Annotated in this window: 25 protein-coding genes; 8 read left to right on the top strand and 17 right to left on the bottom strand. The window is 70.6% G+C overall.

Features of this window, described 5'->3' with window-relative positions; genetic code table 11:
• Nucleotides 1-22 precede the first annotated feature (22 nt).
• Genes JJ691_RS20750 through JJ691_RS20730 form a run of 5 tightly spaced genes read right to left on the bottom strand, consistent with a single transcriptional unit; the run spans nucleotide 23 to nucleotide 3,772 of the window.
• On the bottom strand, nucleotides 23-445 hold the full coding sequence (locus JJ691_RS20750; RefSeq protein ID WP_249228076.1) for a pyridoxamine 5'-phosphate oxidase family protein: 423 nt from the start codon (nucleotides 443-445) through the stop codon (nucleotides 23-25).
• Nucleotides 442-1,530, bottom strand: coding sequence for an NAD(P)H-dependent flavin oxidoreductase (locus JJ691_RS20745; protein WP_211770381.1), 1,089 nt, complete (start codon nucleotides 1,528-1,530; stop codon nucleotides 442-444). The genes JJ691_RS20750 and JJ691_RS20745 overlap by 4 nt, the downstream gene beginning before the upstream one ends.
• A complete protein-coding gene (locus JJ691_RS20740) occupies nucleotides 1,517-2,191 on the bottom strand; it encodes a CoA-transferase subunit beta (protein ID WP_211770380.1) in 675 nt (224 codons plus the stop codon). Before JJ691_RS20740 ends, JJ691_RS20745 begins: the two co-directional genes overlap by 14 nt.
• A complete protein-coding gene (locus tag JJ691_RS20735) occupies nucleotides 2,188-3,030 on the bottom strand; it encodes a CoA transferase subunit A (protein ID WP_211770379.1) in 843 nt (280 codons plus the stop codon). Before JJ691_RS20735 ends, JJ691_RS20740 begins: the two co-directional genes overlap by 4 nt.
• A gap of 1 nt (nucleotide 3,031) precedes the next feature.
• Nucleotides 3,032-3,772: an enoyl-CoA hydratase family protein gene (locus tag JJ691_RS20730; RefSeq protein ID WP_211770378.1), complete on the bottom strand. Its 741-nt coding sequence runs from the start codon at nucleotides 3,770-3,772 to the stop codon at nucleotides 3,032-3,034.
• 68 nt (nucleotides 3,773-3,840) lie between these two features.
• Here JJ691_RS20730 and JJ691_RS20725 point away from each other — a divergent pair, with 68 nt between their 5' ends.
• The 3 genes from JJ691_RS20725 (at nucleotide 3,841) to JJ691_RS20715 (ending at nucleotide 6,468) form a co-directional block, all read left to right on the top strand.
• Nucleotides 3,841-4,575 (top strand): SDR family oxidoreductase, encoded by a 735-nt coding sequence (locus tag JJ691_RS20725; RefSeq protein WP_211770377.1) that lies wholly within the window; start codon nucleotides 3,841-3,843, stop codon nucleotides 4,573-4,575.
• A complete protein-coding gene (locus tag JJ691_RS20720) occupies nucleotides 4,572-5,420 on the top strand; it encodes an SDR family oxidoreductase (RefSeq protein WP_211770376.1) in 849 nt (282 codons plus the stop codon). The genes JJ691_RS20725 and JJ691_RS20720 overlap by 4 nt, the downstream gene beginning before the upstream one ends.
• 112 nt (nucleotides 5,421-5,532) lie before the next feature.
• Nucleotides 5,533-6,468: a hypothetical protein gene (locus JJ691_RS20715; RefSeq protein WP_211770375.1), complete on the top strand. Its 936-nt coding sequence runs from the start codon at nucleotides 5,533-5,535 to the stop codon at nucleotides 6,466-6,468.
• Here JJ691_RS20715 and JJ691_RS20710 read toward each other — a convergent pair.
• From JJ691_RS20710 to JJ691_RS20685, 6 genes are read right to left on the bottom strand one after another with little or no spacing between them, the layout of a single operon-like run.
• Complete coding sequence (locus JJ691_RS20710; protein WP_211770374.1) at nucleotides 6,465-7,292, bottom strand: SDR family NAD(P)-dependent oxidoreductase; 828 nt, start codon at nucleotides 7,290-7,292, stop codon at nucleotides 6,465-6,467. The genes JJ691_RS20715 and JJ691_RS20710 overlap by 4 nt on opposite strands.
• A 17-nt stretch (nucleotides 7,293-7,309) precedes the next feature.
• Complete coding sequence (locus tag JJ691_RS20705; RefSeq protein WP_249228075.1) at nucleotides 7,310-8,023, bottom strand: class I SAM-dependent methyltransferase; 714 nt, start codon at nucleotides 8,021-8,023, stop codon at nucleotides 7,310-7,312.
• 9 nt (nucleotides 8,024-8,032) lie between these two features.
• The gene (locus JJ691_RS20700) at nucleotides 8,033-9,121 is read right to left on the bottom strand and encodes an ABC transporter ATP-binding protein (RefSeq protein ID WP_249228074.1); all 1,089 of its coding nucleotides are present in this window, start codon (nucleotides 9,119-9,121) and stop codon (nucleotides 8,033-8,035) included.
• Nucleotides 9,118-9,948: an ABC transporter permease gene (locus tag JJ691_RS20695; RefSeq protein WP_211770373.1), complete on the bottom strand. Its 831-nt coding sequence runs from the start codon at nucleotides 9,946-9,948 to the stop codon at nucleotides 9,118-9,120. The genes JJ691_RS20700 and JJ691_RS20695 overlap by 4 nt, the downstream gene beginning before the upstream one ends.
• Nucleotides 9,945-10,805, bottom strand: a complete 861-nt coding sequence (locus JJ691_RS20690; RefSeq protein WP_249228073.1) for an ABC transporter permease — start codon at nucleotides 10,803-10,805, stop codon at nucleotides 9,945-9,947. Before JJ691_RS20690 ends, JJ691_RS20695 begins: the two co-directional genes overlap by 4 nt.
• A complete protein-coding gene (locus tag JJ691_RS20685; protein ID WP_249228072.1) occupies nucleotides 10,798-11,937 on the bottom strand; it encodes an ABC transporter substrate-binding protein in 1,140 nt (379 codons plus the stop codon). The genes JJ691_RS20690 and JJ691_RS20685 overlap by 8 nt, the downstream gene beginning before the upstream one ends.
• A gap of 163 nt (nucleotides 11,938-12,100) precedes the next feature.
• Between JJ691_RS20685 and JJ691_RS20680 the strand changes: the two genes are divergently transcribed.
• Nucleotides 12,101-12,844 (top strand): GntR family transcriptional regulator, encoded by a 744-nt coding sequence (locus JJ691_RS20680; protein WP_211770371.1) that lies wholly within the window; start codon nucleotides 12,101-12,103, stop codon nucleotides 12,842-12,844.
• 87 nt (nucleotides 12,845-12,931) lie between these two features.
• Here the strand turns inward: JJ691_RS20680 and JJ691_RS20675 are convergent, their stop codons facing one another.
• Complete coding sequence (locus JJ691_RS20675; protein ID WP_211770370.1) at nucleotides 12,932-14,452, bottom strand: TauD/TfdA family dioxygenase; 1,521 nt, start codon at nucleotides 14,450-14,452, stop codon at nucleotides 12,932-12,934.
• Nucleotides 14,453-14,511: 59 nt separating this feature from the next.
• The gene (locus JJ691_RS20670; RefSeq protein WP_211770369.1) at nucleotides 14,512-15,630 is read right to left on the bottom strand and encodes a steroid 3-ketoacyl-CoA thiolase; all 1,119 of its coding nucleotides are present in this window, start codon (nucleotides 15,628-15,630) and stop codon (nucleotides 14,512-14,514) included.
• A 129-nt stretch (nucleotides 15,631-15,759) separates the two neighbouring features.
• Between JJ691_RS20670 and JJ691_RS20665 the strand changes: the two genes are divergently transcribed.
• From JJ691_RS20665 to JJ691_RS20650, 4 genes are all read left to right on the top strand, one after another.
• Complete coding sequence (locus JJ691_RS20665; RefSeq protein ID WP_305875026.1) at nucleotides 15,760-16,974, top strand: cytochrome P450; 1,215 nt, start codon at nucleotides 15,760-15,762, stop codon at nucleotides 16,972-16,974.
• 111 nt (nucleotides 16,975-17,085) lie between these two features.
• The gene (locus JJ691_RS20660; protein WP_211770367.1) at nucleotides 17,086-17,643 is read left to right on the top strand and encodes an RNA polymerase sigma factor; all 558 of its coding nucleotides are present in this window, start codon (nucleotides 17,086-17,088) and stop codon (nucleotides 17,641-17,643) included.
• Complete coding sequence (locus JJ691_RS20655) at nucleotides 17,630-18,694, top strand: CU044_5270 family protein (protein WP_211770366.1); 1,065 nt, start codon at nucleotides 17,630-17,632, stop codon at nucleotides 18,692-18,694. Before JJ691_RS20660 ends, JJ691_RS20655 begins: the two co-directional genes overlap by 14 nt.
• 9 nt (nucleotides 18,695-18,703) lie before the next feature.
• Nucleotides 18,704-19,564 (top strand): phosphotransferase family protein, encoded by an 861-nt coding sequence (locus JJ691_RS20650; RefSeq protein ID WP_211770365.1) that lies wholly within the window; start codon nucleotides 18,704-18,706, stop codon nucleotides 19,562-19,564.
• Here JJ691_RS20650 and JJ691_RS20645 read toward each other — a convergent pair.
• From JJ691_RS20645 to JJ691_RS20630, 4 genes are read right to left on the bottom strand one after another with little or no spacing between them, the layout of a single operon-like run.
• Complete coding sequence (locus tag JJ691_RS20645) at nucleotides 19,550-19,921, bottom strand: nuclear transport factor 2 family protein (RefSeq protein ID WP_211771612.1); 372 nt, start codon at nucleotides 19,919-19,921, stop codon at nucleotides 19,550-19,552. The genes JJ691_RS20650 and JJ691_RS20645 overlap by 15 nt on opposite strands.
• Before the next feature lie 56 nt (nucleotides 19,922-19,977).
• A complete protein-coding gene (locus JJ691_RS20640) occupies nucleotides 19,978-20,853 on the bottom strand; it encodes a TIGR03619 family F420-dependent LLM class oxidoreductase (protein WP_211770364.1) in 876 nt (291 codons plus the stop codon).
• Nucleotides 20,850-22,013 carry a thiolase domain-containing protein gene (locus JJ691_RS20635; RefSeq protein ID WP_211770363.1) on the bottom strand — a complete coding sequence of 388 codons (1,164 nt, stop codon included), beginning with the start codon at nucleotides 22,011-22,013 and terminating at the stop codon, nucleotides 20,850-20,852. Before JJ691_RS20635 ends, JJ691_RS20640 begins: the two co-directional genes overlap by 4 nt.
• A complete protein-coding gene (locus JJ691_RS20630) occupies nucleotides 22,013-23,065 on the bottom strand; it encodes a thiolase domain-containing protein (RefSeq protein ID WP_211770362.1) in 1,053 nt (350 codons plus the stop codon). The genes JJ691_RS20635 and JJ691_RS20630 overlap by 1 nt, the downstream gene beginning before the upstream one ends.
• Nucleotides 23,066-23,072: the final 7 nt, after the last annotated feature.

The raw sequence follows: 23,072 nt of genomic DNA, 5'->3' as shown, positions 1-23,072 counted from the left end.
CGTCGGTACCTTTTCCGCCGTTTTACCCGAGTTTGCGGAAGTCCCAGGAGACTACTGTGTGCGGCCGCAGCCGCATCCACGCGTGCCGGCCGTCATGGAACATCTGGTCGCCGCCGAAGTACTTGCGGGCGAACAGCCGCTCCGGTTCGGCCAGCTCGGGCACGTTTTCCCCGGTGCGGGGCGCTTCCCCGACGAACTCGACGTCCCCTCGCAGCTCCGCGCCGCGCAACTCGGCGTAATCATGACCGGCGTCGACCAGCACCGACACCTGAGGGTTCCGCTTGAGCTGGGCCCAACGCTTGGCCCGGGTGATCGAGGTCAGCCACAGCGTCCGGTCGTGCCACAGGAACCACAGCGCGGTCAGGTGCGGGCCGTCCGGGCCGGTCGTCGCCACCCGGCACGTGCGCTCGGCCGCCAGGAACTCGTCGAGTTCCGCGTCGCTCATGGCGATGCGTCGGCCACGTCGCTGTTCTGCCACCGTTGTCCTCCGGCCAGTCCGTCGATCACCGTGGTCGCCTGGGCCACGATGCCGGTGATCAGTTCCTCGCAGCTTGGCAGGTCCCGCAGCACGCCCACCACCTGGCCGGCGGCCAGCACGCCGGCGTCGGTCCGGCCCTGCACCAGCCCGGACCGCAGCAACATCGGCGTGTTGGCCGCCATCAGGACCTGAGACCAGCTCAGCTCCCGGCCGTGCTTGAGCCGCCGGCCGTCGCCGACCATGGTCCGCCAGCTCAGCCCGGTCAGCGCCTTGAACTTCCGGGCGTTGGCCAGCGCGCCGAGCAGCGACCTGAGCCGTCCGGTCCGCTCCAGCCGGTCCACGAGCTCGGTCCGCAGCACCCGGTGCGGCATGCCGTCGACCTTGGTCGTGACGACGGTGCCGTCCAGGCCGCGCTCCAGGTACAGCCGCTTCACCTCGTCCGGCACCGAGCTGTCGCTGGTCAGCAGGAACCGGGTGCCCATGGCGATGCCGGCCGCGCCGTAGGCCAACGCCGCCGCCAGGCCCCGGCCGTCGAAGAAGCCGCCGGCCGCCACCACGGGAATGTCCACGGCATCGACCACGCTCGGCAACAGCAACGTCGTCGCCACCGCGCCGGTGTGCCCGCCGCCCTCGCCGCCCTGCACGACGACGGCGTCCGCACCCCAGGCGGCGACCTTCTCGGCGTGCCGGACCGCACCGATGGACGGCATCACGACCACACCGTGATCCTTGAGCCTGGCGATCAGGTCCTTCTTGGGGGCCAGGGCGAACGAGGCCACCCTGACGCCGTGCCGGATCAGCAGCTCGACCCGGTCGACCGCGTCGGACGCGTCCGAACGGAGGTTGACACCGAACGGATTGTCGGTGCGGCGCTTGGTCTCCACGATCGCCGCGTCCAGCTCGGCCAGGGTCATCGTGGCCGAGGCGATGATGCCCAGCCCGCCGGCGTTGGCCGTGGCCGAGACCAGGCGCGGGCCGGCGACCCAGCCCATCCCGGTCTGCACCACCGGATGCCGGACGCCGGTCAGCCGGGTCAGCTCAGTCGCGAGCATGGTTGGGATCCAATTTGTCGATCAGCTCCAACTCCTGCTGGGACGGCTCCCGGGTCTGTGCGGCCTCGCCGATGTCCAGCGGAAACCCGGTGTTGTCAAGGACTTCGTCCACGGTGACGCCGGGATGGGTGGACACCAGGCGCATCGAGCCGTCCGGGGTGGCGAAGTCCAGCACGCACAGGTTGGTGACGACCCGGTGCACATGGTGGAAGCCGCGGTCGTGGCCGACGCCGCTGACCACGTCGACCCGGGGCACGAAGACCCGCTTGCTGTGCTTGGGAACCCAGTAGCTGGTGCGGTGGTTGGCGGTGTTGCCGGGCGCGCCCCGGAAGCCCAGCAGCTGCCGGGTCGGCCGGTCGTGGTCGCCGATGCACGAGATGTTCTGGTTGCCGAAGCGGTCCAGCTGGTTCGCGCCCATCACCACGTGCCGGCGGCCGTGCGCCACGACGTCGAACACCTTGCGGTACGGCAGCCAGCCCTCGACTCCGTTTTCCCCCACCAGATACGCCTCGCCGTCGGACAGCAGCAGGTCCGGCTCGGTGGTCAGCCGGGCCAGCTTGGCGCCGAGCTGGGGGACCAGACCCATCGGGCTGGCCAGGATCTCGCCGGCGCCGAGGAACAGGTCGGCGCAGGCGGCGACGCAGACATCGATGCGGCTCATGACATCCCCTGCACGGCCAGTTGGTACCCGGTCTCGCCACGGGACAGGAACTGGTCCACGAAGGACGGCCATAGTTCCTCGTCGGCGGCGGATTTCGCGTAATGTCGCTGGAAGGTCTCGTCGCGGCCGTAGTCCGGCACGCAGGACGTGAAGTGCGCGCCGTTGGGCGTCTCCACGACGCCGTCCACCATCATCCGGTTGGTGAGCAACGACTGCGGCGGCCCGTCCAGCTCGGCGGTGTCCACGATCCGTTCGCACGACAGGAAACGACGCTTGGCCGCCATGCAGAACAGGTCGTCGAAGTACGGGTCGGGGCCGAGGTACTGGCCGTTGCCGTGCCGGTCCGCCCGGTTGAGGTGGATCAGCGCCACGTCCAGCGTCAACGCCGGCATGGCCACCAGTTCCTCGTTGTCGTAAGGGGACCGCACGGTCTTCAGGTCCGGGTTGACCCGCAGCACGTCGGAGCCCAGGCCGGCGCGGATCGGCAGGAACGGCAGGCGGTGTGAGGCCGCCAACAGTCCACTGTAGAGCATGCCCTCGTCGTACTCGCCGACCTCGATGCCGCCCTGCTGGCGCACCCGCTGGAACCACGGGTCGTAGGCGATGCTGTCCAGGGACACGAATCCGAACACCAGCCGGCGGACTTTGCCGGCCGCACACAGCAGTCCGACGTCCGGCCCGCCGTAGGACACGATCGTCAGGTCGCGCGCAGGGGAGTCGAGAATGGCCCGGACCAGAGCCATCGGTTTGCGCCGCGAGCCCCAGCCGCCGATGCCGACGGTCATGCCGTCGGAGAGTTCGGCGGCCACCTCGGCGGCGGTCATCCGCTTGTCCCGCATGTCATCCCTCCAGGAAGGCCCGCCGCGCCTCGTCGGACACACCGGACAGGTTCAGCTCGAAGGTGAAGCCCTGCTCGTAGCGGTAGCTGCGGTGCACGTGCTGTGGGTCGATGCCGTTGAGCGCCTCCTTGGCGCAGCGGATCACCCGGGTGTCCTTGGCGGCGATCTCCTCGGCCAGCGCCATCGCCGCCGCGTCCAGGTCGGGCGGTGGCACCACCTCGTACACCGAGCCGTGGTGGTGCAGCTGCGCGGCGGAGATCCGCCGGGCCGTGTAGTACAGGGCGCGCAGGAGATGCGGCGGCACCATCCGGGCCAGGTGGGTGGCCGCACCGAGGGCGCCCCGGTCCACCTCGGGCAGCCCGAAGGTGGCATCTGTCGACGCCACGATGATGTCCGCGTTGCCGACCAGCCCGACGCCGCCGCCGAGACAGAAGCCGTTGACCGCGACCACCACCGGCACCTGGCAGTCGTAGACCGCCGCGAACGCCGCCGCGCAGCCCCGGTTCGCGCCGATCAGGGCGTCGAATCCGGACGTGCGCTGGATTTCCTTGATGTCCACGCCCGCGCAGAAGCCCCGGCCCTCGGCCCGCAGCACCACCGCGTGGGTCTCCGGCCGGCGGCCGGCGGTGGTCAGCGCGTCGGCCAGGTCGAACCAGCCCTGTACCGGGACCGCGTTCACCGGCGGGTAGTCGATGGTGATCACGGTGACGCCGGATCCGGTGTGGCTGCTGGAGATGCCCATCGGCACTCCTTCCCAACCTAGCGGTTGCTTGGTACGTTAACAGGCATCGGCGGACCTTGGAAGTGCCCATGGAACTGACGAACAGGGTGGTTCTGGTGACCGGCGGCACCCGGGGCGTGGGGGCCGGCATCGCCCGGGTGTTCCGGGCCGCCGGCGCGACCGTGCTCACCTGCGCCCGACGGCCGCCGGAGCAGCCGGATCCCGGCTTCGTGGCCTGTGACGTGCGGGAACCCGAGCAGGTGGCGGCGCTGGTCGACGGCATCGTCGACCGCCACGGCCGGCTGGACGTGCTGGTTAACAACGCCGGTGGGGCCCCGAACGCTCCGGCCGCCGAGGCGTCGCCGCGCTTCCACGCCAAGGTCGTCGAGCTGAACCTGCTCGCGCCGCTGCTGGTCTCGCAGGCGGCCAACCGGGTGATGCAGGGCCAGCCGGACGGCGGCGTGATCGTCATGGTGAGCAGCGTCAGCGGGCAGCGGCCCTCGCCCGGCACCGCCGGCTACGGCGCGGCCAAGGCCGGGCTGGACAGCCTCACCGGCAGCCTGGCTGTGGAGTGGGCCCCGAAGGTCCGGGTCAACGCGCTGGCCGTCGGGCCGGTCCGCACCGAGCTGTCCGACATGCACTTCCCCGACCTCGCCGCCGTGGCGAAAACCGTGCCGCTGGGGCGGTTGGCCGAGCCGGCGGACGTCGGCAACTGCGCCCTGTTCCTGGCCTCCCCGCTCGCCTCCTACGTCTCCGGCGCCACGCTGCTCGTGCACGGCGGCGGTGAGTGGCCGGCATTCCTCACCGCACAAGGAGATCGATGAGCAGGGTCGTGATCATCACCGGCGCGGGCCGAGGCATCGGCCGGGCCCACGCGCTCGCCTTCGCCGCCGCCGGCTACTCCGTGGTCGTCAACGACCTGGACGAGGCTGCCTCGGAGGTCGCCGCCGAGATCGGGGCGGTGGCCAACCGCGACGATGTCGCCGACTGGGACGGCGCGGCCCGGCTGGTCGACACCGCGCTGGATGCCTATGGGCGGCTGGACGTGTTGGTCAACAACGCCGGCTTCGTCCGGGACCGGATGCTGGTCAACCTCAGCGAGTCCGAATGGGACGACGTCGTCCGCGTGCACCTGAAGGGGCACTTCGCGCCGCTGCGGCACGCCGCCGCGCACTGGCGGGCCGAACACAAGGCCGGCCGGCCCGTAACGGCCCGTGTGATCAACACGACGTCAGGTGCGGGACTGCTGGGCAGTGTCGGCCAGGGCAACTACGCGGCCGCCAAGTCCGGCATCCTCGGCTTGACGTTCACCGCCGCCGCCGAACTCGGGCGCTACGGCGTGACCGTCAACGCCATCGCGCCTGCGGCGCGGACTCGGATGACCGCCGAGACCTTCGCCGCGCAGATGGCCGCGCCCGCAACGGGCTTCGACGCCATGGCGCCGGAAAACGTGTCACCGCTGGTGGTCTGGCTCGGCAGCGAGGACGCCGGCGACATCACCGGCCGTGTCTTCGAGGTTGACGGCGGCCGCATCTGCCTGGCCGACGGTTGGCGCCGCGGCCCCACCGTGGAACGTGAAGAACGTTGGCCCGTAACGGAAGTCGGCCCCGCCGTGCGAGCACTGCTCGACAAAGCCGTGTCGCCGGAGCCGGTCTACGGCGCGGAATGAGCTGACTACCCAGCGACGTTAGCGCTAACGAAGCGGCAACGACACTGTCCATTGTGGTCTCGGCGGCGCATTCTCCGAGTGGAACTCCACTCCTGCGTCGCTGGAGGCCGCCATGGCCAAGTCGGTTCTCAGATTCGTCGCCGCCGCCGCGCTGATCGTCGGTGGCGCGGCCGTGTGCGCCACGGGCGTAGCGTCGGCCGCCGGGGACACGCCGCCGTCCGGCGACCCACGGGCCGTCGTGCACTCGGGCAACGCCACCACCTGCGCTCAGGCCGGCCTGGCCGGCGGCACCATCACCGTGACCGCCACCATCACCGGCAACACCTACATCACCGTCACCGCCGTGCCGGCCGGCACCACCGTCACCGGTGTTGTGGTCAAGGGCAGCGACGGCTACAACGTCTACCTGCCCGGCGCTCTCGGTTCGCTGCCGTGGACCGACCTGCACTCGCCCATCGCCGGCAACAGCGGCAAGCCCGCCACCATCAGCCACTGGTTCGCGTGCGGCACCGAGACGACCACCACCAAGCCGACGACCACGGTGCCGACAACAACAACCACTGAGTCGACGACCACGACAACCAAGTCGACCACCACCACGGCACCGACGACGACCACCACAACCACCACGACCGCGCCGACCACCACCACGACGACCACGACGGCCCCGACCACCCCAACAACCACGACTCAGCCGACGACCACGACCAAGTCAACGACCACCAAGCCGACCACCACCACAACCACGACGACCAAGTCGACCACCACGACGACGCCGTGCCCGACCACCACCACGTCGCACAAGACCACCACGACTACCAGCACCACGACAACGGCACCGACCACGACCAGCACCACGACGGCACCGCCGACCACCACCAAGGCGTCGCCCACCACCACCGAGACGGTCGTGACCGCCATGCCGGCCGGTGGCGCGCTGGCCTACACCGGCTTCTCCGGCGGCTGGCTGATCGTCGTCGCGCTGGCGCTGATGCTGGCCGGCCTGTCGCTGCTCACGATCCCGAGCCTGCTGGCCCGGCGGCGCTAACCGATCTCGGTCGACACCGGCGGCAGCGAGCCGTCGGTGTCGGTGAAGCCGTAGCGCTCGGCCAGTTCGGCGGTGGTCTCGACGCCGCCAGACCGGCCGAGCCGGGCCGGATCCGTGGCCAGCCCGACAACCCCGCGCCCGATGAACCGCGGCGTCTCGGCCTGGCTCACGTCCAGCACCCGCCCGTCCGGGAAGTCCAGCACCTGACGGCCGTCCTCGGTGGTGCGGGCGGCGGCCAGCAGGAACTCGGTCCGCACCAGGCCCGGCCACAGCGAGAACACCGACACACCACGGACCTTGAGCTGGCCGGCCATCTCCGCGGCCAGTCGATCAGTGGCCGCCTTGCCGACGGCGTAGGCCACGTTGGGCACCTGCTGGCCGCGCGACGACACGTTGACGATCAGCCCACCAGAGGGCATCAGCGGCACCGCGTGCGTCGAGGCCACGTAGTGCGCCCGCGTGCCGAGGCCGAGCACCCGGTCCCAGGAGTCGATGGGCAACTCCCAGAACGGCCGGGTCAGCCAGCCGGACAGGTCAGGGGAGCAGAAGACGTTGTTCACCAGAATGTCCACGCGGTCCAGCGGCCGGAACAGGGCCGCCGTCTGCTCGTCGTCGAGGTGGTCGCACGCGACCGCGATGCCGGTGCCGCCGGCTTCCGTGACCGCGGCCGCCGTCTCGCCGATCGTGCCCGGCAGCCGACCCGGCTCCACACTGCGGCCCGTTACGTACACCGTCGCGCCGGCTGCTCCCAGCTCGATGGCAATGCCCTTGCCGACTCCACGGCTCGCGCCGGTGACCACGGCGATGCGACCACTGAGATCCATCCCGCCAAGCTACGTGATCACGCCGCCGCGACCGGTTCCCGATGTCCGCCCGTGCACTGTTTTCGGGCTCGCACGGAGAAGGTGATCGGCGTCGGCTCGTCGCCCTCGCCGAACCGCTCCAGCGTCAACCCGGCCTCGGGGAAGGCGTTCAACAGCTGGTGCGCCGGCCAGTGCGCCGCGCCGACCCGGTTGCGGACTCCTTGGTCCGTCCAGGACTTCTTGGTCCAGCTGCCGTCGTGGTAGCCCGGGGTGATCACGATACTGGCCGGATCCGCCCGGTCGGCGAAGTGCCCGCAGAAACACGGATGCACGCCCACGTGCACAAAAACCCCGCCCGGTCGCAGCACCCGGCGCACTTCGCGCAGCACCGCCGGATAGCCCGGCATGTCGGTGTGCACCATGACCGAGACGACCGCCGGCAGCGAGTCGTCGGCGAACGGCAGGTGCTCGGCGTTGGCCCGCGCGACCGGCAGCCGGCCGTTGGCGTAGCCGAGCATCTTGGTGGACAGGTCCAGGCCGATCGGCGTCCAGCCCAGGGACCGGACCGTCTCCGCGTGCGCCCCGGTCCCGCAGCCGATCTCCAGGCACAGTCCGGTTCCCGAGCCGAGCAGGTCGCCCAGCTGCCGGTACAGCCCGGGCAGCGGCTGGAACTCCCGCTCGTACCAGTCGGCGATCTCGTCGTATGCGGCCTTCACGCCGTCCACGCTGGCGTGGACGGCGTGACCCAGCAAGCGTGTTCGCTACTGGATGACCATCACCGGCTCCGGCGCGAACCGGATGTCGGCCAGCGTGCCTGGGCGCAGGTCCACGGCGGCGGAGCTGGGCAGGTCGCTGTCCACCTCGGTGCCGTCGGCCAGCTCCACGGTCACCCGGGTCACCGGGCCGCGGAAGCTGCTGCGCGCCACCCGGACGTTGCCGGCGGCAGCCGGGGTGAGCAGCACGGACTCGGGCCGCACCAGGGCGGTCACCTTGGCGCCGGCGGGAACCTCCGGGGCCTGGGTGACGACCAGGCGCTGGCCCAGCACCTCGATCTCCGCGCCGGAGGCGATGCCGCTGATGCGGTTCATCGCGCCGACGAAGGCGGCCACGAACGGAGTGGCCGGGCGGCTGTAGACCTCGTCGGGACTGGCGCACTGCTCCAACCGGCCGGCGTTCATCACCGCGACCCGGTCGGACATGCTCAGGGCCTCCTCCTGGTCGTGCGTGACGAACAGGGTGGTGATGCCCAGACGCTGTTGCAGGCCACGGATCTCGTCCCGCAGCTGGACCCGGACCTTGGCGTCCAGAGCGGACAGCGGCTCGTCCAGCAGCAGCACCTTGGGCTCGATGGCCAGGGCCCGGGCCAGTGCGACCCGCTGCTGCTGGCCGCCGGACATCTGGGTGGCGTAGCGGTCGAAATGCTGGTTCAGGCCAACGAGTTCCAGCAGCTCGCCGGCCCGCTTGCGGCGCTGCGCCGGGTTCACGCCGCGCAGCCGCAGCCCGAACGCCACGTTCTCGCCGGCGGTCAGGTTGGGGAACAGGCTGTAGGACTGGAACACCATGGCCATGTCCCGCTTGTTGGCCGGGATCTTGGTGATGTCCTTGCCGTCCACGAAAACCGCGCCGGCGTCGCTGTGCTCCAGCCCGGCCACGATGCGCAGCGCGGTGGTCTTGCCGCAGCCGGACGGGCCGAGCAGGCTGACCAGCTCGCCGGGGGCGATGTCCAGGTCGAGGCCGTCCAGCGCGACCACCTGGCCGTAGCCGCGGCGCAGGCCGGCCAGCCGGACCGGGCTGCCGGGCTTTGGGCTGCCCGGCCCGGCCTCGGTGCTGGGATCGAGTGTCACGGTCACGACGACCTCCCGGTGCGGCGGGCGCCACGCTGCCCGAACACGGACATCAGCAACAACAGGGCCCAGGTGACGATGAGGATCAGCATCGAGGCCGCGGTGGCGACCTCGCCGTCCTGCTGGCCGGCCTGGACCGTCCAGACCGGCAGGGTGTTCATCAGCAGCAGGTTGGCGATGGTGAACTCGCCCAGCACCATCGCCGCGCTCAGGATGGACGCGTTCAGGATGGCGGTGCGCAGGTTCGGCACCACCACCCGCAGCAGCACGGTCAGCCAGCTCGCGCCGAGGTTGCGGCCGGCCTCCACCAGCGTGGTCAGCGGAATCGCCGACAGGCCGGCGTCCAGCGTGCGATACGTGAACGGCAGGGCCAGCACCACGTACTCCAGCGCCAGGATCACCGGGGTGCCGGTGATCCAGCTCGGCCCGCCGCGGAACGCCACCAGCACGCCGTTGGCCAGCACCACCGCCGGGATCACCAGCGGCAGCACGCAGATCGCCTCGATCAGCCGGCGGAGCTTCGGCAGCCGCAGGTGCACCCACGCCGTGGTCGGCACCATCAGCACCAGTGTGATCACCACCGTGCCGGCGGCCAGCTCCAGCGAGGTGACCAGGTTGTCCAGGAAGCCGGGCTGCCCGAACAGGTTCTCCCAGGTGGACAGGTCATGGGTGTCGTGCACGCCGCGCAGGCTGAACTCCACCGACGCCGCGATGGGGACGAGGAAGTACAGCGCGGCGATGATCAGCACCAGCCACGCGGCGATGCGACCCTTGCCGAGCCTGCGGCGGGTCGCGGTCCGCGGCGCGGTGGTGAGGTCGACAACTGCGGTCATCGCAACCACCTCGACGTCCGACGCTGCATCAGGGCGTAGCCGGCCAGCGCCAGGCCGACGATGAGGATCATGCCGAGCCCCAGGGCGTTGCCCAGGTTCTCCTGCCCCACGGCCACGTTGCCGGACATCACCGCGGCGATCTGGATCGGCACCAGCGGGATGATGCCGTTGGTCAGCGCGGCAGCCGTGGCGTAGGCGGCGAAGGCGTTGGCGAACAACAGCATCAGCGCGCCCAGGAACGGCGGCAGCAGCAGCGGGCCGCCGACCAGCCGCCAGTACTGCCAGCGGCTCGCGCCCAGGTTGCTGGCCGCCTCCTGCCACTGCGGGCGCAGGCCCTCCAGCGCCGGGAAGATCACCAGCACCATCAGCGGGATCTGGAAGTACAGGTACACCACCGTGATCCCGGCGAAGCCGAACAGGCTGAAGCCGGAGATGTCCAGGCCCAGCGACCCCAGCCACTTGGTGACCAGGCCCTGGCTGCCGATGGCCGCAATGAACGCGAAGGCCAGCGGCACACCGGCGAAGTAGGCCAGCACGCCGGAGGCCGTGGACACCACCTGGCGCAGCACGCCGCCGGGCGGGGACGCGCTCACCGCGAAGGCGATGGCCAGCCCGACCACCGCGCCGATCGCCGCCGTCAGCGCGGAGACCTCCGTGCTGACCACAAAAGCGTGCAGATACGGGTCGCCGACGGCGGCGCCGATGTTGCTCAGCGTCCAGCCGCCGGAGTCGTCCTGGAACGCGCCGACGACGACCGAGACCGTTGGCACGCCCAGGAACACCGCGACATAGGCCAGAAACGGCAGCAGCCCGAGGATGTCGAGCCGCTGCCGGTTCCGGGACTTGATGTCAGCCAACGGTCTTCGCCCAGCTGTCGGCGATGACCTTCTTCGCCGCGTCCAGCTGCGCCTCGGTCGGGAACGGCGAGTTGCCGTCCACCTGCGGCAGCGCGGCCAGCTCGGTCTTGTCGACGGTGCCGGCGGCCTGCATCGCGGCCAGCTCGACCGGACGGGCCCAGCCCTTCAGGAAGCCGTTCTGGCCCTCGGCCGAGTACAGGTACTCCTCCCACAGCCGGGCCGCGGCCGGGTGCGGGGCGGTGGCGCTGATGGCCTGGTTGTAGTAGTTGGCGTACAGGCCGTCCTTGGGCACGACGACCTTCCAGTCCACCTTGCCCTTGAGCGTGTTGGCCGCCGAGACCTGCAGGTAGTCCCAGTCGATGGTGATCGGCGTCTGGCCGGACTGGATGGTGGCCTGGGTGGCGCCGACCGGGATGAAGTTGCCGGACTTCTTCAGCTCGCCGAAGAAGTCGATGCCCGGCTGGATGTTGTCGGCGTTGCCGCCCTTGGCCAGCGAGGCGGCGAACACGCCGGCGAAGGCCGCGCCGGCCTTGGTCGGGTCGCCGTTGAGCGCCACCTTGCCCTTGTACTCCGGCTTGGCCAGGTCGGCGAACGAGGTCGGCGGCGTGGTCACCTGCTTGGCGTCGTAGCCGATGGAGATGTAGCCGCCGTAGTCGTTGTACCAGCGGCCCTGGGCGTCCTTCTGCGACTCCGGGATGTCCTTCCACGACGCGACCTGGTACGGGGCCAGCAGGTTGGCGCTGGCCGCCGACAGCGCGAACGAGGAGCCCAGGTCGAGCGCGTCCGGCGCGCGGTCCTGGCCCTTGAGCTGCTTGACCGCGTTGATCTCGTCTTGGCTGCTGCCGTCCGGGTTGGCGTCGGTGATCTTGATGCCGTACTTCTTGGTGAAGTTGTCCATCAGGTCGCCGTAGCCGGCCCAGGTGCGCGGCAGCGTGATCAGGTTGAGCGTGCCCTCGGCCTTGGCCGCGGCGATCAGGGCGTCCATGCCGCCGAGGTCGGCGGCGCTCTTGGCGGTGGCGGCCTTGGTGTCGCCGCCGCTGCTGCCGGCGCTCGACGAGGAGCCGCATGCGGTGGCGGCCAGCGCGACGACGGCCAGCAGACCGGCCGCGAGGGCGGTACGGCTTCTGTTCACGGGGACTCCAGGGGAGTACGGGGAAGGACTGGCGGCAGACTTGTTCACCGAACTGACGACTTGGCTAGATAAGTCGGAACATGGTCGGACACGAAGGTGAACGGTGGATGTCGGGTTGCCCTCACGGCGGGTGACCGACCGGTTGCGGGTTACGGTGCAGGGCATGGGGACCACGCTCTACCGCCGAGTGGCCGAGGACATCAAGGCAGCCATCGTTTCCGGTGCGTACCAGGCGGGAGCCCGACTTCCGTCCGAATCGGAGCTGGCCGCCCGCTACGGCGCCTCGCGCGGGACGATCCGGCAGGCCTTCGCCGCGCTGGTCGCCGACGGCGTGATCTCGTCCCGGCAGGGCGCGCGGCGCGTCGTGCTCGGCGGGCCGCGGCTGCAGACGTTCAACGAGCTGGTCAGCTTCTCCCGCTGGGCCAAGGCGATCGGCGAGGAACCGGCCGGCCGGGTAGAGCGCATGGAGCTGCGCGCGGCCAGCGAGGACGAGTGCGCGCACCTGGAGGTGCCGGCGGGCAGCCGGGTCTACCACCTGACCCGGGTGCGCTACCTGTCCGGCCGGCCGGTGATGATCGAGCGCACCGCCTACCGGGAGCCGGTCGGGGCCATGGTCGCCGGCATGGACCTGGACGTCGTGTCGATCACCGAGCGGCTGGAGGACCTGGGGGTGATCTTCGCCGACGCCGAGCATCAGATCGACGCGGTCGCCGCGACCTCCGAGGACGCCCGGCTGCTGGAGATCCGGCCCCGGACGCCGCTGCTGCGCGAACGCCGACGCACCGCGGACCCCAACGGCGTGCTCCTGGAATGGTCCGATGATCGGTACGTCGGCGACGCGGTGGCCTTCACCGTCCGCAACTCCGCCAGCGGCAAGGCCCTGTCCCGCCTCCCCTCCCCCCGCTGAACCCCCGCGAGTCCCGCTCTCAGACAGCTGAACTACCGGTTTCGGAACTCGACATTCAGTTGCCCCAGAGCGGGACTCGCGGGGGTGTCAGGGGCGGACGAGGCGCTCCAGCAGCGGGGCAAAAAGGGAAAACCCGGGCACGGTGGCTTCGGGATCCTTGGCGGCCTCGTCCCACCGCCGCACCGTGACGGCGTCTTCCGCGTAGGGGCCGGCGGCGAACTCCGCAGCCTCCACTTCGGACATTGGCCCGCCCTGAAAACCCAGCGTGCGCACGGAGGCTTGGGACAGGGACTCGAAGTAGCCGGGTTCGGTGGCGCAGAGATAGCGCTTGGCGGCGACGTGCAGGCGCACGGGTTCGGTGACGGCTGGCGGGAACCAGCGGGCCAGGAACCGCGCCCCGGCGGTGTCGTGGTGCTGCTCGTCGGCGACCAGATGCCCGATGTCGTGCAGCAATGCCGCTGCGACAAGGTGATCGGGTGCCTGGGCGTGCAGCGCCGCCGCGCCGGCAAGGAGCATGTGCTGGGCCTGGGTCACCGGCTCGCCGAGGTACGCCGCCGCGCCGGGGCCGGTGAACATGGCGGCCAGCTCGGCGACTGGCGTCCGCCGGAGGACGGCGGCGGAGCTGGCCAGGGCGTCGATGTCGGCGTAGCAGCCCTGGAGGTGCCTGGAGCCGCTGGTCTCGAAACCGGTGCGGGCGTGCAGGATCCGGGTGTTGTCGAACAGCAGGCAGTCGCCGGGCTCCAGCCGGAACGCCGCCTGGGACTCGGTCAGCAGCGCCCGGAAGGCCCGGTACGCCCGGTAGAACTCGGGCCCGTGCTCACGGCCGGGCTGCATCGACCGGTTGTTGATCCGCACCTCGCGGATCCGGCCGGCCGGGTCGACGTCGATGATCGGCCGGAACGCCGACAGGAAGGTGGTGGCGTCGGCGAAGGAGAAGGTGACCGGAGTCTGCGTCAGCACGGCGAAGGCCTCCGGGTCTTCGGCGCGCAGCCGGGCGGCCACGGCGAAGCCGTCGACGAGGGTCGTCTCCCCGCCGGCGGCGGCGTTCTCCAGGCAGTGCAACAACTGGAGCGTCGGCACCGGATCCCGGTACGGGTTGTCGGTGTGCGGCGTGATCGGCTTGCTGGTGAAGGCCAGGTTGTTGGGGGAGTCGACCACGTGCACGTCGAACAGGCGGCCGTAGTTGGTCTCGCGCACGAACCCGAACGTCTCGGCGACCTCCAGCACCGCGCCCGGTCGGGTGGGCACGCCTCTGAGCAGGACAAAACCGTTGCGCAGCACGGAATCCAGACAGCGCAGGCGTTCGGCGTCGTCATCCAGGTACGCCAGCCAGGACGCCGACACCACGTCGGTGCGGGTCCACAGGTCCTTGGACGACTCGTCACGGTGGCCCAGCGGCGCGGGCGCAGCCAGCCAGGCCCGGTCGAAGACCGAGCGGTGGCCGTCGGCGAACACCACGGTCACCTCGGCCGCGGACTCGGCGATCTCGGCGATGGCGGGGGAGTCGGCCAGGTCGAACAGCTTCTGGCCGCTCACCGCGTCCCGGCACTCGGCGCACCGGCAGTTGTCCCGCAGCCACTCGGCGGAAACTCCAAGACTTGTCTGCACAAGTCCCAACATGGTCGGACAAGATGGCGTCCGGTGGTCCGGCGGGCGAACGGCGGATGTCAGATCCGTTCCAGGATGCTGCCGGTGGCCAGCGCGCCGCCGGCGCACATCGAGATCAGCGCGGTCGAGGCGTCCCGGCGCTCCAGCTCGTGCAGCGCGGTGGTGATCAGCCGGGTGCCGGTGCTGCCGACCGGGTGGCCCAGCGCGATCGCCCCGCCGTTGACGTTGACCTTGGCCGGATCCGGCCGGTGCACCGCCTGCCAGGACAGCACCACCGAGGCGAAGGCCTCGTTGACCTCGAACAAGTCGAGGTCGTCGATCTTCATGCCGCTGCGCTCCAACACCCGACTGGTGGCGGCGACCGGGCCGTCCAGGTGGTAGTAGGGCTCCGCGCCGACCAGGCACTGCGAGACGATCCGCGCCCGCGGCGTGAGCCCCAACTCCTTGGCCTTCTCGAGAGAAACCAACAACACCGCGCTGGCGCCGTCGGAAATCTGCGAGGAGGTGCCGGCGGTGTGCAGGCCGTCCTCCAGCACGGGCTTCAAGCGCGCCAACGCTTCCATGCTCGTCTCACGCAGGCCTTGATCGATGTCGACGCCCTTCACCGGCACGACCTCGTCCCGGAACCGGCCGGCGTCCCAGGCGGCGCGGGCCAGTTCCTGGGAGCGCAGCCCGAACCGGTCGGTGTCCTCACGGGTGATGCCCCGGCGCTGGGCGATCCGCTCGGCGGCCAGGTACTGGTTGGGCAGGTCGATGTCCCACGACTCCGGTCGTGGCATCCCGGCGTCGGTGCCCACGTTGCTGCGCAAGGGAACTCGGCTCATCGCCTCCACGCCGCAGGCGATGCCGACGTCGATCGCCCCGATGGCGATCAGGCCGGCGATCAGGTGCGTGGACTGCTGGGCCGAGCCGCACTGGCAGTCCACCGTGGTGCAACCCGCGCCTTGCGGCAGGCCGGCGTGCAGCCAGGCCGTTCGGGTGATGTTGTTGGACTGCTCGCCGGCCTGGGTGACGCAGCCGCCGATCACCTGTTCCACCAACGCCGGATCGACGCCGGACCGCTCGACGACGGCCTGCTGCGCCGCGCCCAGCAGCTCGGCCGCGTGCAGGCCGGCCAGCCAGCCGCCGCGCCTGCCGATCGGCGTCCGCGCCGCCGCCACGATCACCGGGGTGCCCATGCCCTCAAAACTAGAACAGGTTCTCGTTCGTCGCAATGGTCATTTGAGCAGCGGGGTTCCGTTAGTTAACGCTGTATGCTAGGAACTTGGTAGAACCCGTTCCAGCACGACGAAGTGCCTGGAGGCAACGTGGTACCCGAAGGCTACGACTTCACCGATCCCGACATCTACGCCAACGGCGTGCCCCACGAGCACTTCGCCGAGCTGCGCAGGACCGCGCCGGTGTGGTGGAACGCCCAACCCGACGGCTGCGCCGGCTTCCAGGACGGCGGCTTCTGGGTCGTCACCCGGCACGCCGACGTGCGCGAGATATCCAAACGCAGCGACGTGTTCTCCTCGTCAGCCAACGGCGCGATCGTCCGCTTCGGTCACGAGATGACCGCGGAGCGTATGGACATGATCAGGCTGATCATGCTCAACCAGGATCCGCCGCAGCACACCAAGGTCCGGGGCATCGTGTCCCGCGGCTTCACCCCCAAGTCGATCAACTCGCTGCGCGACGCACTGCGCGAGCGGGCCGAGCGCATCGTCGACGAGGCCCTGGCCCGCGGCACCGGCGACTTCGTCACCGAGGTCGCCTGCGAGCTGCCGCTGCAGGCCATCGCCGAACTGCTCGGCGTGCCGCAGGAGGACCGGCGCAAGATCTTCGACTGGTCCAACCAGATGATCTCCTACGACGACCCCGAGTACGACATCGAGCCGGAGGCGGCCAGCGTCGAGCTGATCGGCTACGCCTGGAACATGGCCGAGCAGCGCCGGGCCTGCCCGATGGACGACATCGTCACCAAGCTGGTGCAGGCCGACGTGGACGGCGAGGCGCTGGGCTCCGACCAGTTCGGCTTCTTCGTGCTGCTGCTGGCCGTCGCCGGCAACGAGACCACCCGCAACGCCATCACCCACGGCATGGCCGCGTTCCTGGACCACCCCGAGCAGTGGGAGCGGTTCAAGGCCGAGCGCACCGCCACCGCCGCCGACGAGATCGTGCGCTGGGCCACGCCGGTGGTCGCCTTCCAGCGCACCGCCACCCAGGACGTGGAGATCGGCGGCGTGGCGGTCAAGGAGGGGCAGCGGGTCGGCATGTACTACAGCTCGGCCAACTTCGACCCCGAGGTCTTCGACGACCCGCACACGTTCGACATCGGCCGCGACCCCAACCCCCACCTCGGCTTCGGCGGCAGCGGCACGCACTACTGCCTCGGCGCCAACCTGGCCCGGCTGGAGATCGAGCTGATCTTCAACGCCATCGCCGACCGGATGCCCGACATCCACAAGCTGGCCGAGCCGGAGCGCCTGCGCTCGGGCTGGCTCAACGGCATCAAGCACTTCCCGGTCGCCTACACCTGATCTTCCCTCGCAACCTGAGTGGCTTACTTGACCCTGGTGGCCAAGTAAGCCACTCAGGCGTCTTTACTGGGTCGTGAACACGAGTGCGGGCCGCGACCAAGTAGAGATGTGATGACAGCAACCGACGAGGCGGCGCCACCGGGCCACCTCGCGGATTTCGAGCAGCTGTTCGAGGCGCATGCCGATGATCTGCACCGCTACCTGGGCAGACTCGTCGGCGGCGTGGCCGACGACCTGGTCGCCGACACGTTCGTCGCGGCCCTGAAGGGTCGGGACGGCTTCGACCCGGCGCGGGCCTCGGTCCGCGCCTGGCTGTTCGGGATCGCCAACAACCTTGCCCGCAACCACCTGCGCCGACGCAAACGTGAGACCGCGGCCACGGCCCGCTTGGCTGACGCCGCCCGCGCCGAGAGCCACGAGAACCGCGTCGTCGAGCAGGTCGACGCGCAGCTGCGCGCCCGCCAACTGACCGCGGCCATCGCCGAGCTGGACGACGCCGACCGCGATGTGCTGCTGCTGACCAGCTGGGCCGGCATGGACTCCAACGAGATCGCGGAGGCGCTGGGCATCCCGGCCGGCACCGTGCGGTCCCGCCTGCACCGCGTGCGCCGCCACCTCCGCGAGGCCGCGCCGCAGATTGATCTTGGGGGTAGCGATGATGTGGACTGACAGCGAGCTCGACCAGGCCCTGGCCGACCAGCCAGCGGGGCCGGCGTTCAGCCCGGAGGCGCGGGCCCGGGCGCTGGCGGCGATCCGTGCCGCGTCGGCGGAACCCCGTCGACGCAGCGGCCGGGCCTGGTGGCTGGCCGCCGCCGCGTCGGTCGCGGTGGCCACCGGCGTGTCGGCCACCTTTCTCTCCGGCGGACCGGCACCGCAGGCCAGTGCGGCGGCAGTGCAGCGCCTCGAGCAGGCGTCCAGCGGCTCGGCGGAGGTGACGGTGGGGCCGGGACAGTACTTCTACCTGTCCATCCACAGCTGGGGACTCGACGCCGTGCAGACGAAGTCGGGCAAGTACCTGGACGTCATGCAGGAGAACGTCAGCGACCTGTGGATTCCGGCCAACCGGTCGGACGTGTGGCTGATGCGGTCCCAGGACAGCGGCCGGCACACGTGGATCGTCGGCAACGACGAGCTGGCCAAGGCCGAGGGCGACGGCTGGATCCTCGAGCCGGGCAAGCCGACCGAGCGACAAGGGCCGTGCGCAGACTGGGACGGACACCAGATACCCACCCTGGGCGGTTCGCCCGACGACGGCAAGCCGTGCGACCAGCGGATCGGCAACTGGTACGAGCCGACGCCTCGGTTCATCGCCGAGCTGCCGACCGATCCGGCCAAGCTGTACGACCGGCTGCGGGCGGACAACAAGCAGGGCGGCAAGGGCGACATGCTGAAGATGGCCGCCGGCGTGCTGTCCTCGGGCGACGCCTCTCGGGAGGTTCGGTCCACTGTGTACCGTGCGCTGATGTTGATGCCCGGCCTGGACGTCACCGACAATGCGGCCAACCTGGACGGTCAGCGGGGCGTGGCCCTCGGCGCTGTGGACGGCACCCTCCGCCAGGAGATCGTCATCGACCCCGACTCCGGCAGCTACATCGGCAACCGGTCGACCACCCTCGCCGCCGGCACCGAGGCATGGCAGGGCGTACCCGCCGGAACCGTCGTCGAGTTCACCTCCGTGCGAACCGCCGTCGCCACGAAAATCGGTGTCGCGCCTCGGTAATCTGGATGTGTGTTGACGCAGAGGCTCACGCGGGCGATCGGTACGCCGGTCGTCCGCGTGACGCCGTTCACCGGCGGTGGCTACACGCCGGCGCGGCGGATGATCGTGGAACTGTCCGACGGCACAGCGGTGTTCGCCAAGCAGGGCGTGAACGAGTACACGGCCGGCGCAATCCGCCGCGAACACACGAACTACCGCCGGCTGCGCGGATCCTTCCTGCCCAGGTTGGTCGGCTGGGACGACGACGGCGATGTGGGGCCGATCCTCGTGCTGGAGGACCTGTCCCGTGCGGTGTGGCCGCCGCCGTGGTCGGTGGACCGGGTGCGCAGGGTGCTGGACACGATCACCGAGATCGCCGAGCAGCCGGTCCCGGACGGCTTGGCCGCGCTGGAGTTCGACGGAGTCGGCGGCGGCTGGCGCGAGGTCGCTGAGGATCCGGAACCGTTCCTGTCGTTGGGAATGTGCACGTCGGCGTGGCTGGACCGGGCGTTGCCGGTGCTGCTGGCGGCGGCGGAATCCGCACCGCTCAAGGGCGATCGGGTGATTCACTTCGACGTCCGCAGCGACAACCTGTGCTTCGACGGCGACCGGACGCTGTTCGTCGACTGGAACCACGCGTGCCTCGCCAACCCCGAGGTGGACAGGACGTTCCTGATGCCCAGCATGGTGTCCGAGGGTGGACCGCAGCCGGAGCAGGTCGGGACATTCCAGCCGGAAATGGTCGCGGTCGTCGCCGGCTTCTTCGCTTGCCGGGCCGGACTGCCGCCGGTGCCCGGTGGGCCGGGGGTGCGCGGCGTCCAGCGCACACAGCTGGAAGCCGCGCTACCGTGGGCGACCCGGGTCCTGGGGCTGCCCTCACTTGGCGCGTAGGGTGCCCATCGCGCGTTCCATCTCCCAGTGCGCCCGGACCGACCGGATCAGGCCGTCCTCGTTGATCCGGTAGACGAACACCCCGTCGGTGTCCATCAGGTTGCCGCCGGGCAGGTGGATGGTGATGGTGCCGACGTTGGCGCACTCCAGGCCGTTGGCGAACGAGTCGGTCATGGTGAAGTCGAAGCCCTCGGCCAGGGCGATGGCCTTGTCCCAGAAGGCCCCGATGGCCTCGTGGCCGTGGTGGCCGACGCCCTCGGGGTCGAACGGCGACGGACCCACCGGGTCCTCGACCGAGCCGTCCGGGGCGAACAGGGAGATCCACTTCTCCTTGGCCCCGGCCACCACCGCCTCCATGGACCGCCAGGAGGCCAGCCGCGCCGGGTGCTCGACCTTCGACGCCCGCCAGTCGATCACGCCGTCACCTGCTCGATCACGTCGTGGGTGAAGCGCCGCACCGCGTCCTGCTTCGCGGCCAGCTCGCCGTCGAAACCGATGCCGTAGTTCATCCACGGCATCACGATCACGTCGGTGACGCCGGCCTCGAACAGGTCCCGGTAGCCGTCGACGCCGAACTTGTCGATGCACACGGCCTGGATCTCGAACGGCTCGTCGGCGCGGCCGTACTCCGCGCGCAGCTCGCCGAGCCGGCCGATGACCTGCCGCAGGTCGTCGAACTTGATCATCGCGGAGGTCCAGCCGTCGCCCGTGCGGGCGGCGCGGCGCAGGCCGGCCTCGGTGTGCCCGCCGACGTAGATCGGCACCGGCCGCTGGGGCGCGGGGCTCATCTGCAGCTTGTCGAAGTCGTAGTACTCGCCGTGGTACTCGACCATGCCGCCGCCGAGGATCAGCTTCAGGACGTCGATCATCTCGTCGCACCGCGGCCCGCGGTGCGCGTACTCCGTGCCGCACCAGGCGAATTCCTCCGGTGACCAGCCGAGGCCGACACCGAGCCCGAACCGGTCGCCGGTCAGCGCCGCGACGGAGCCGACCTGCCGCGCGAGCAGCACGGGGTTGCGGGAGCCGAGCTTGAGCACCTGTGTGTAGAAGCGGATCCGCTCGGTGGCGGTGCCCATCGCGGCGGCCGCGATCAGCGGGTCCACCCACGGCGTGTCGGCGTTCCAGAACCGTGAGCCGTCCGGTGTGTACGGATAGTCCGCGGACACCTTCTCCGAGTAGAACAGGGAATCCGGCAGCGCGACGGACGCGAAGCCGCACTCCTCGGCCGTCCGGGCCAGCTCCACCAGCTGGTCCAGCGGATTCATCGCCACCGCAAGCGTGAACTTCACCGCGCACCCGGCCTTTCCGATCCGACCACCCAGAGCGAGAAGTACTGCGAGCCGCCGCCGTAGGCGTGGCCCAGTGCGACACGGGCGCCGTCCACCTGGTGCTCGCCGGCCCGGCCGAGCACCTGCATCGCGGCCTCGGCGTAGCGCAGCAGCCCGGACGCGCCGATCGGGTTGGACGACAGCACGCCGCCGGACGGGTTCACCGGCAGCCGGCCGCCGATCGCCGTCTCGCCGGCCTCGGTGAACTTCCAGCCCTGGCCCTCCTCGGTGAACCCGAGGTTCTCCAGCCACATCGGCTCGAACCAGGAGAACGGCACGTAGATCTCGGCGACGTCCACTTCGGACACCGGGTCCTTGATGCCGGCCTGCCGCCACAGCGCCGCCGCCGCGTCCTTGCCGGCCTGCGGGCTGACCTGGTCGCGGCCGGCGAACGTGGTCGGCTCGGTCCGCATGGCCGTGGCGTGGATCCACGCCGCCGGCCGGCCCTTGGCCGTCTGCTCGTCGGCGATCACCACCGCGGCCGCGCCGTCGGAGGACGGGCAGGTCTCGTCGTAGCGGATCGGGTCCCACAGCATCTTCGACGCCTGCACCGATTCCACCGTGATGTCGGCCTGTTTGAGATGTGCGTACGGATTCAGCGCGCCGTTGCGCCGGTCCTTGGCGGCGACGATCGCGCCGATGTGGTTGGGCGCGCCGGACCGCCGGATGTAGGACCGGACATGCGGCGCGAAGTAGCCGCCGGCACCGGCGCCGACCGGCATGTGGAACGGCGGCATGACCGACAGCGCCCACATGGCGTTGGACTCGGACTGCTTCTCGAACGCCACCGCCAGCACGCGGCGGTGTACGCCCGACTGCACGAGGCTGGCCGCCACGTTGCCGGTGGAGCCGCCGACGGAGCCGGCGGTGTGCACGCGCAGCAACGGTTTCCCGGTCGCGCCGAGCGCGTCGGCCAGGAACAGCTCGGGCATCATGACGCCCTCGAACAGGTCCGGGGCCTTGCCCAGCACCACGGCGTCGATGTCGGCCCAGTCGGTCCCGGCGTCGGCCATCGCCCGGTCGATCGCCTCCCGGCACAGGCCGGCCATGGACACGTCCAGGCGCTTGGCGGTGTGGTGCGTCTGGCCGGTTCCGATCACGGCCGCGAGTTGCTGGCCCATCAGCGTCCCTCCAGCACGCAGACGAGATTCTGTTGCAGCAACGGCCCGCTGGTGGCGTGGGCCAGTGCCCTGTCGGCGCGACCGGCGGTGATCTCGCCGGCCGCCGCGCCGATGCGGATCAGGCCGGCGGCGAACATCGGGTGCCCGGCCAGCACACCGCCGGACGGGTTGACCCGAACCTCCTCACCCAGCCCGAAAGCCTGGCGCAGCAGGATGTCCTGGTGGGTGAACGGCGCGTGCAGCTCGGCCACCTGCACGCCGTCCACGCCGGCCGCCTTGGCCGCGGCGATGGTCGACGGCGAGGTGGTCAGATCCCGGGCGCCCAGCAGGGGAGTGTCGATGCGGTGCTCGAAACCGGAGATCCACGCCGGTCGCTCGCACAGGTCCCGGGCCCGGTCGCCGGCGGCCAGGATGATCGCCGCCGCGCCGTCGGTGATCGGCGCACAGTCGTGGGCTCGCAGGGGATCGGCCAGATAGGGCTGTTTCAGCAGCTCCTCGGCCGTGGTCTCACCGGCCAGCTGGGCGTCCGGATTGGACAGTGCGGCCCGGCGGCTGGCCGCCGCCACCTCGGCCATGTCGGCCTCGGTCCACAGGCCGGCGTCGATGCCCAGCCGGGCCTGAAGCCCGGCCACGCCAACGGAATCCGGCCACAGGGGCGTCACCAGGTACGGGTCCATCTGCATGGCCAGCACCCGCCGCAGCTCGCCGGCCGAGGACTTGCCGAAGCCGTACACCAGGGCGGTCTCGACCTCGCCGGTGCGGATCTTCACCCACGCCTCGTACAGCGCCCACGCGGCGTCCATCTCCACGTGCGACTCCATGATCGGCGGGAACGCGCCGATGGCGTCGACCGCCGCGATGAACGAGAACGCCCGCCCGGCCAGGTAGTCCGACGACCCCGAGCACCAGAACCCGATGTCCTGCTTGGTCAGGCCGGTGTCGGCGAGCAGCCGGTGGAACACCGGCACCAGCATCTCGACGCCGTTGGTGGTGCCGGGTGTGCGGCGCACGTTCGGCGCCTGCGCGAAGCCGACGACCGCCACCTCGCTCACGAGGGCC

The sequence above is a fragment of the Kutzneria sp. CA-103260 genome, assembly GCF_018263855.1.
Lineage (GTDB): Bacteria > Actinomycetota > Actinomycetes > Mycobacteriales > Pseudonocardiaceae > Kutzneria.
This window is presented reverse-complemented; position numbering and strand designations above follow the sequence as displayed.

Excerpts from the sequence above, each read along its gene's own strand:
- JJ691_RS20750 (WP_249228076.1), bottom strand. The coding sequence starts at position 445 with ATGAGCGACGCGGAACTCGACGAGTTCCTGGCGGCCGAGCGCACGTGC.
- JJ691_RS20745 (WP_211770381.1), bottom strand. The coding sequence starts at position 1,530 with ATGCTCGCGACTGAGCTGACCCGGCTGACCGGCGTCCGGCATCCGGTG.
- JJ691_RS20740 (WP_211770380.1), bottom strand. The coding sequence starts at position 2,191 with ATGAGCCGCATCGATGTCTGCGTCGCCGCCTGCGCCGACCTGTTCCTC.
- JJ691_RS20735 (WP_211770379.1), bottom strand. The coding sequence starts at position 3,030 with ATGCGGGACAAGCGGATGACCGCCGCCGAGGTGGCCGCCGAACTCTCC.
- JJ691_RS20730 (WP_211770378.1), bottom strand. The coding sequence starts at position 3,772 with ATGGGCATCTCCAGCAGCCACACCGGATCCGGCGTCACCGTGATCACC.
- JJ691_RS20725 (WP_211770377.1), top strand. The coding sequence starts at position 3,841 with ATGGAACTGACGAACAGGGTGGTTCTGGTGACCGGCGGCACCCGGGGC.
- JJ691_RS20720 (WP_211770376.1), top strand. The coding sequence starts at position 4,572 with ATGAGCAGGGTCGTGATCATCACCGGCGCGGGCCGAGGCATCGGCCGG.
- JJ691_RS20715 (WP_211770375.1), top strand. The coding sequence starts at position 5,533 with ATGGCCAAGTCGGTTCTCAGATTCGTCGCCGCCGCCGCGCTGATCGTC.
- JJ691_RS20710 (WP_211770374.1), bottom strand. The coding sequence starts at position 7,292 with ATGGATCTCAGTGGTCGCATCGCCGTGGTCACCGGCGCGAGCCGTGGA.
- JJ691_RS20695 (WP_211770373.1), bottom strand. The coding sequence starts at position 9,948 with ATGACCGCAGTTGTCGACCTCACCACCGCGCCGCGGACCGCGACCCGC.
- JJ691_RS20680 (WP_211770371.1), top strand. The coding sequence starts at position 12,101 with ATGGGGACCACGCTCTACCGCCGAGTGGCCGAGGACATCAAGGCAGCC.
- JJ691_RS20670 (WP_211770369.1), bottom strand. The coding sequence starts at position 15,630 with ATGGGCACCCCGGTGATCGTGGCGGCGGCGCGGACGCCGATCGGCAGG.
- JJ691_RS20660 (WP_211770367.1), top strand. The coding sequence starts at position 17,086 with ATGACAGCAACCGACGAGGCGGCGCCACCGGGCCACCTCGCGGATTTC.
- JJ691_RS20655 (WP_211770366.1), top strand. The coding sequence starts at position 17,630 with ATGATGTGGACTGACAGCGAGCTCGACCAGGCCCTGGCCGACCAGCCA.
- JJ691_RS20645 (WP_211771612.1), bottom strand. The coding sequence starts at position 19,921 with ATGGAGGCGGTGGTGGCCGGGGCCAAGGAGAAGTGGATCTCCCTGTTC.
- JJ691_RS20635 (WP_211770363.1), bottom strand. The coding sequence starts at position 22,013 with ATGGGCCAGCAACTCGCGGCCGTGATCGGAACCGGCCAGACGCACCAC.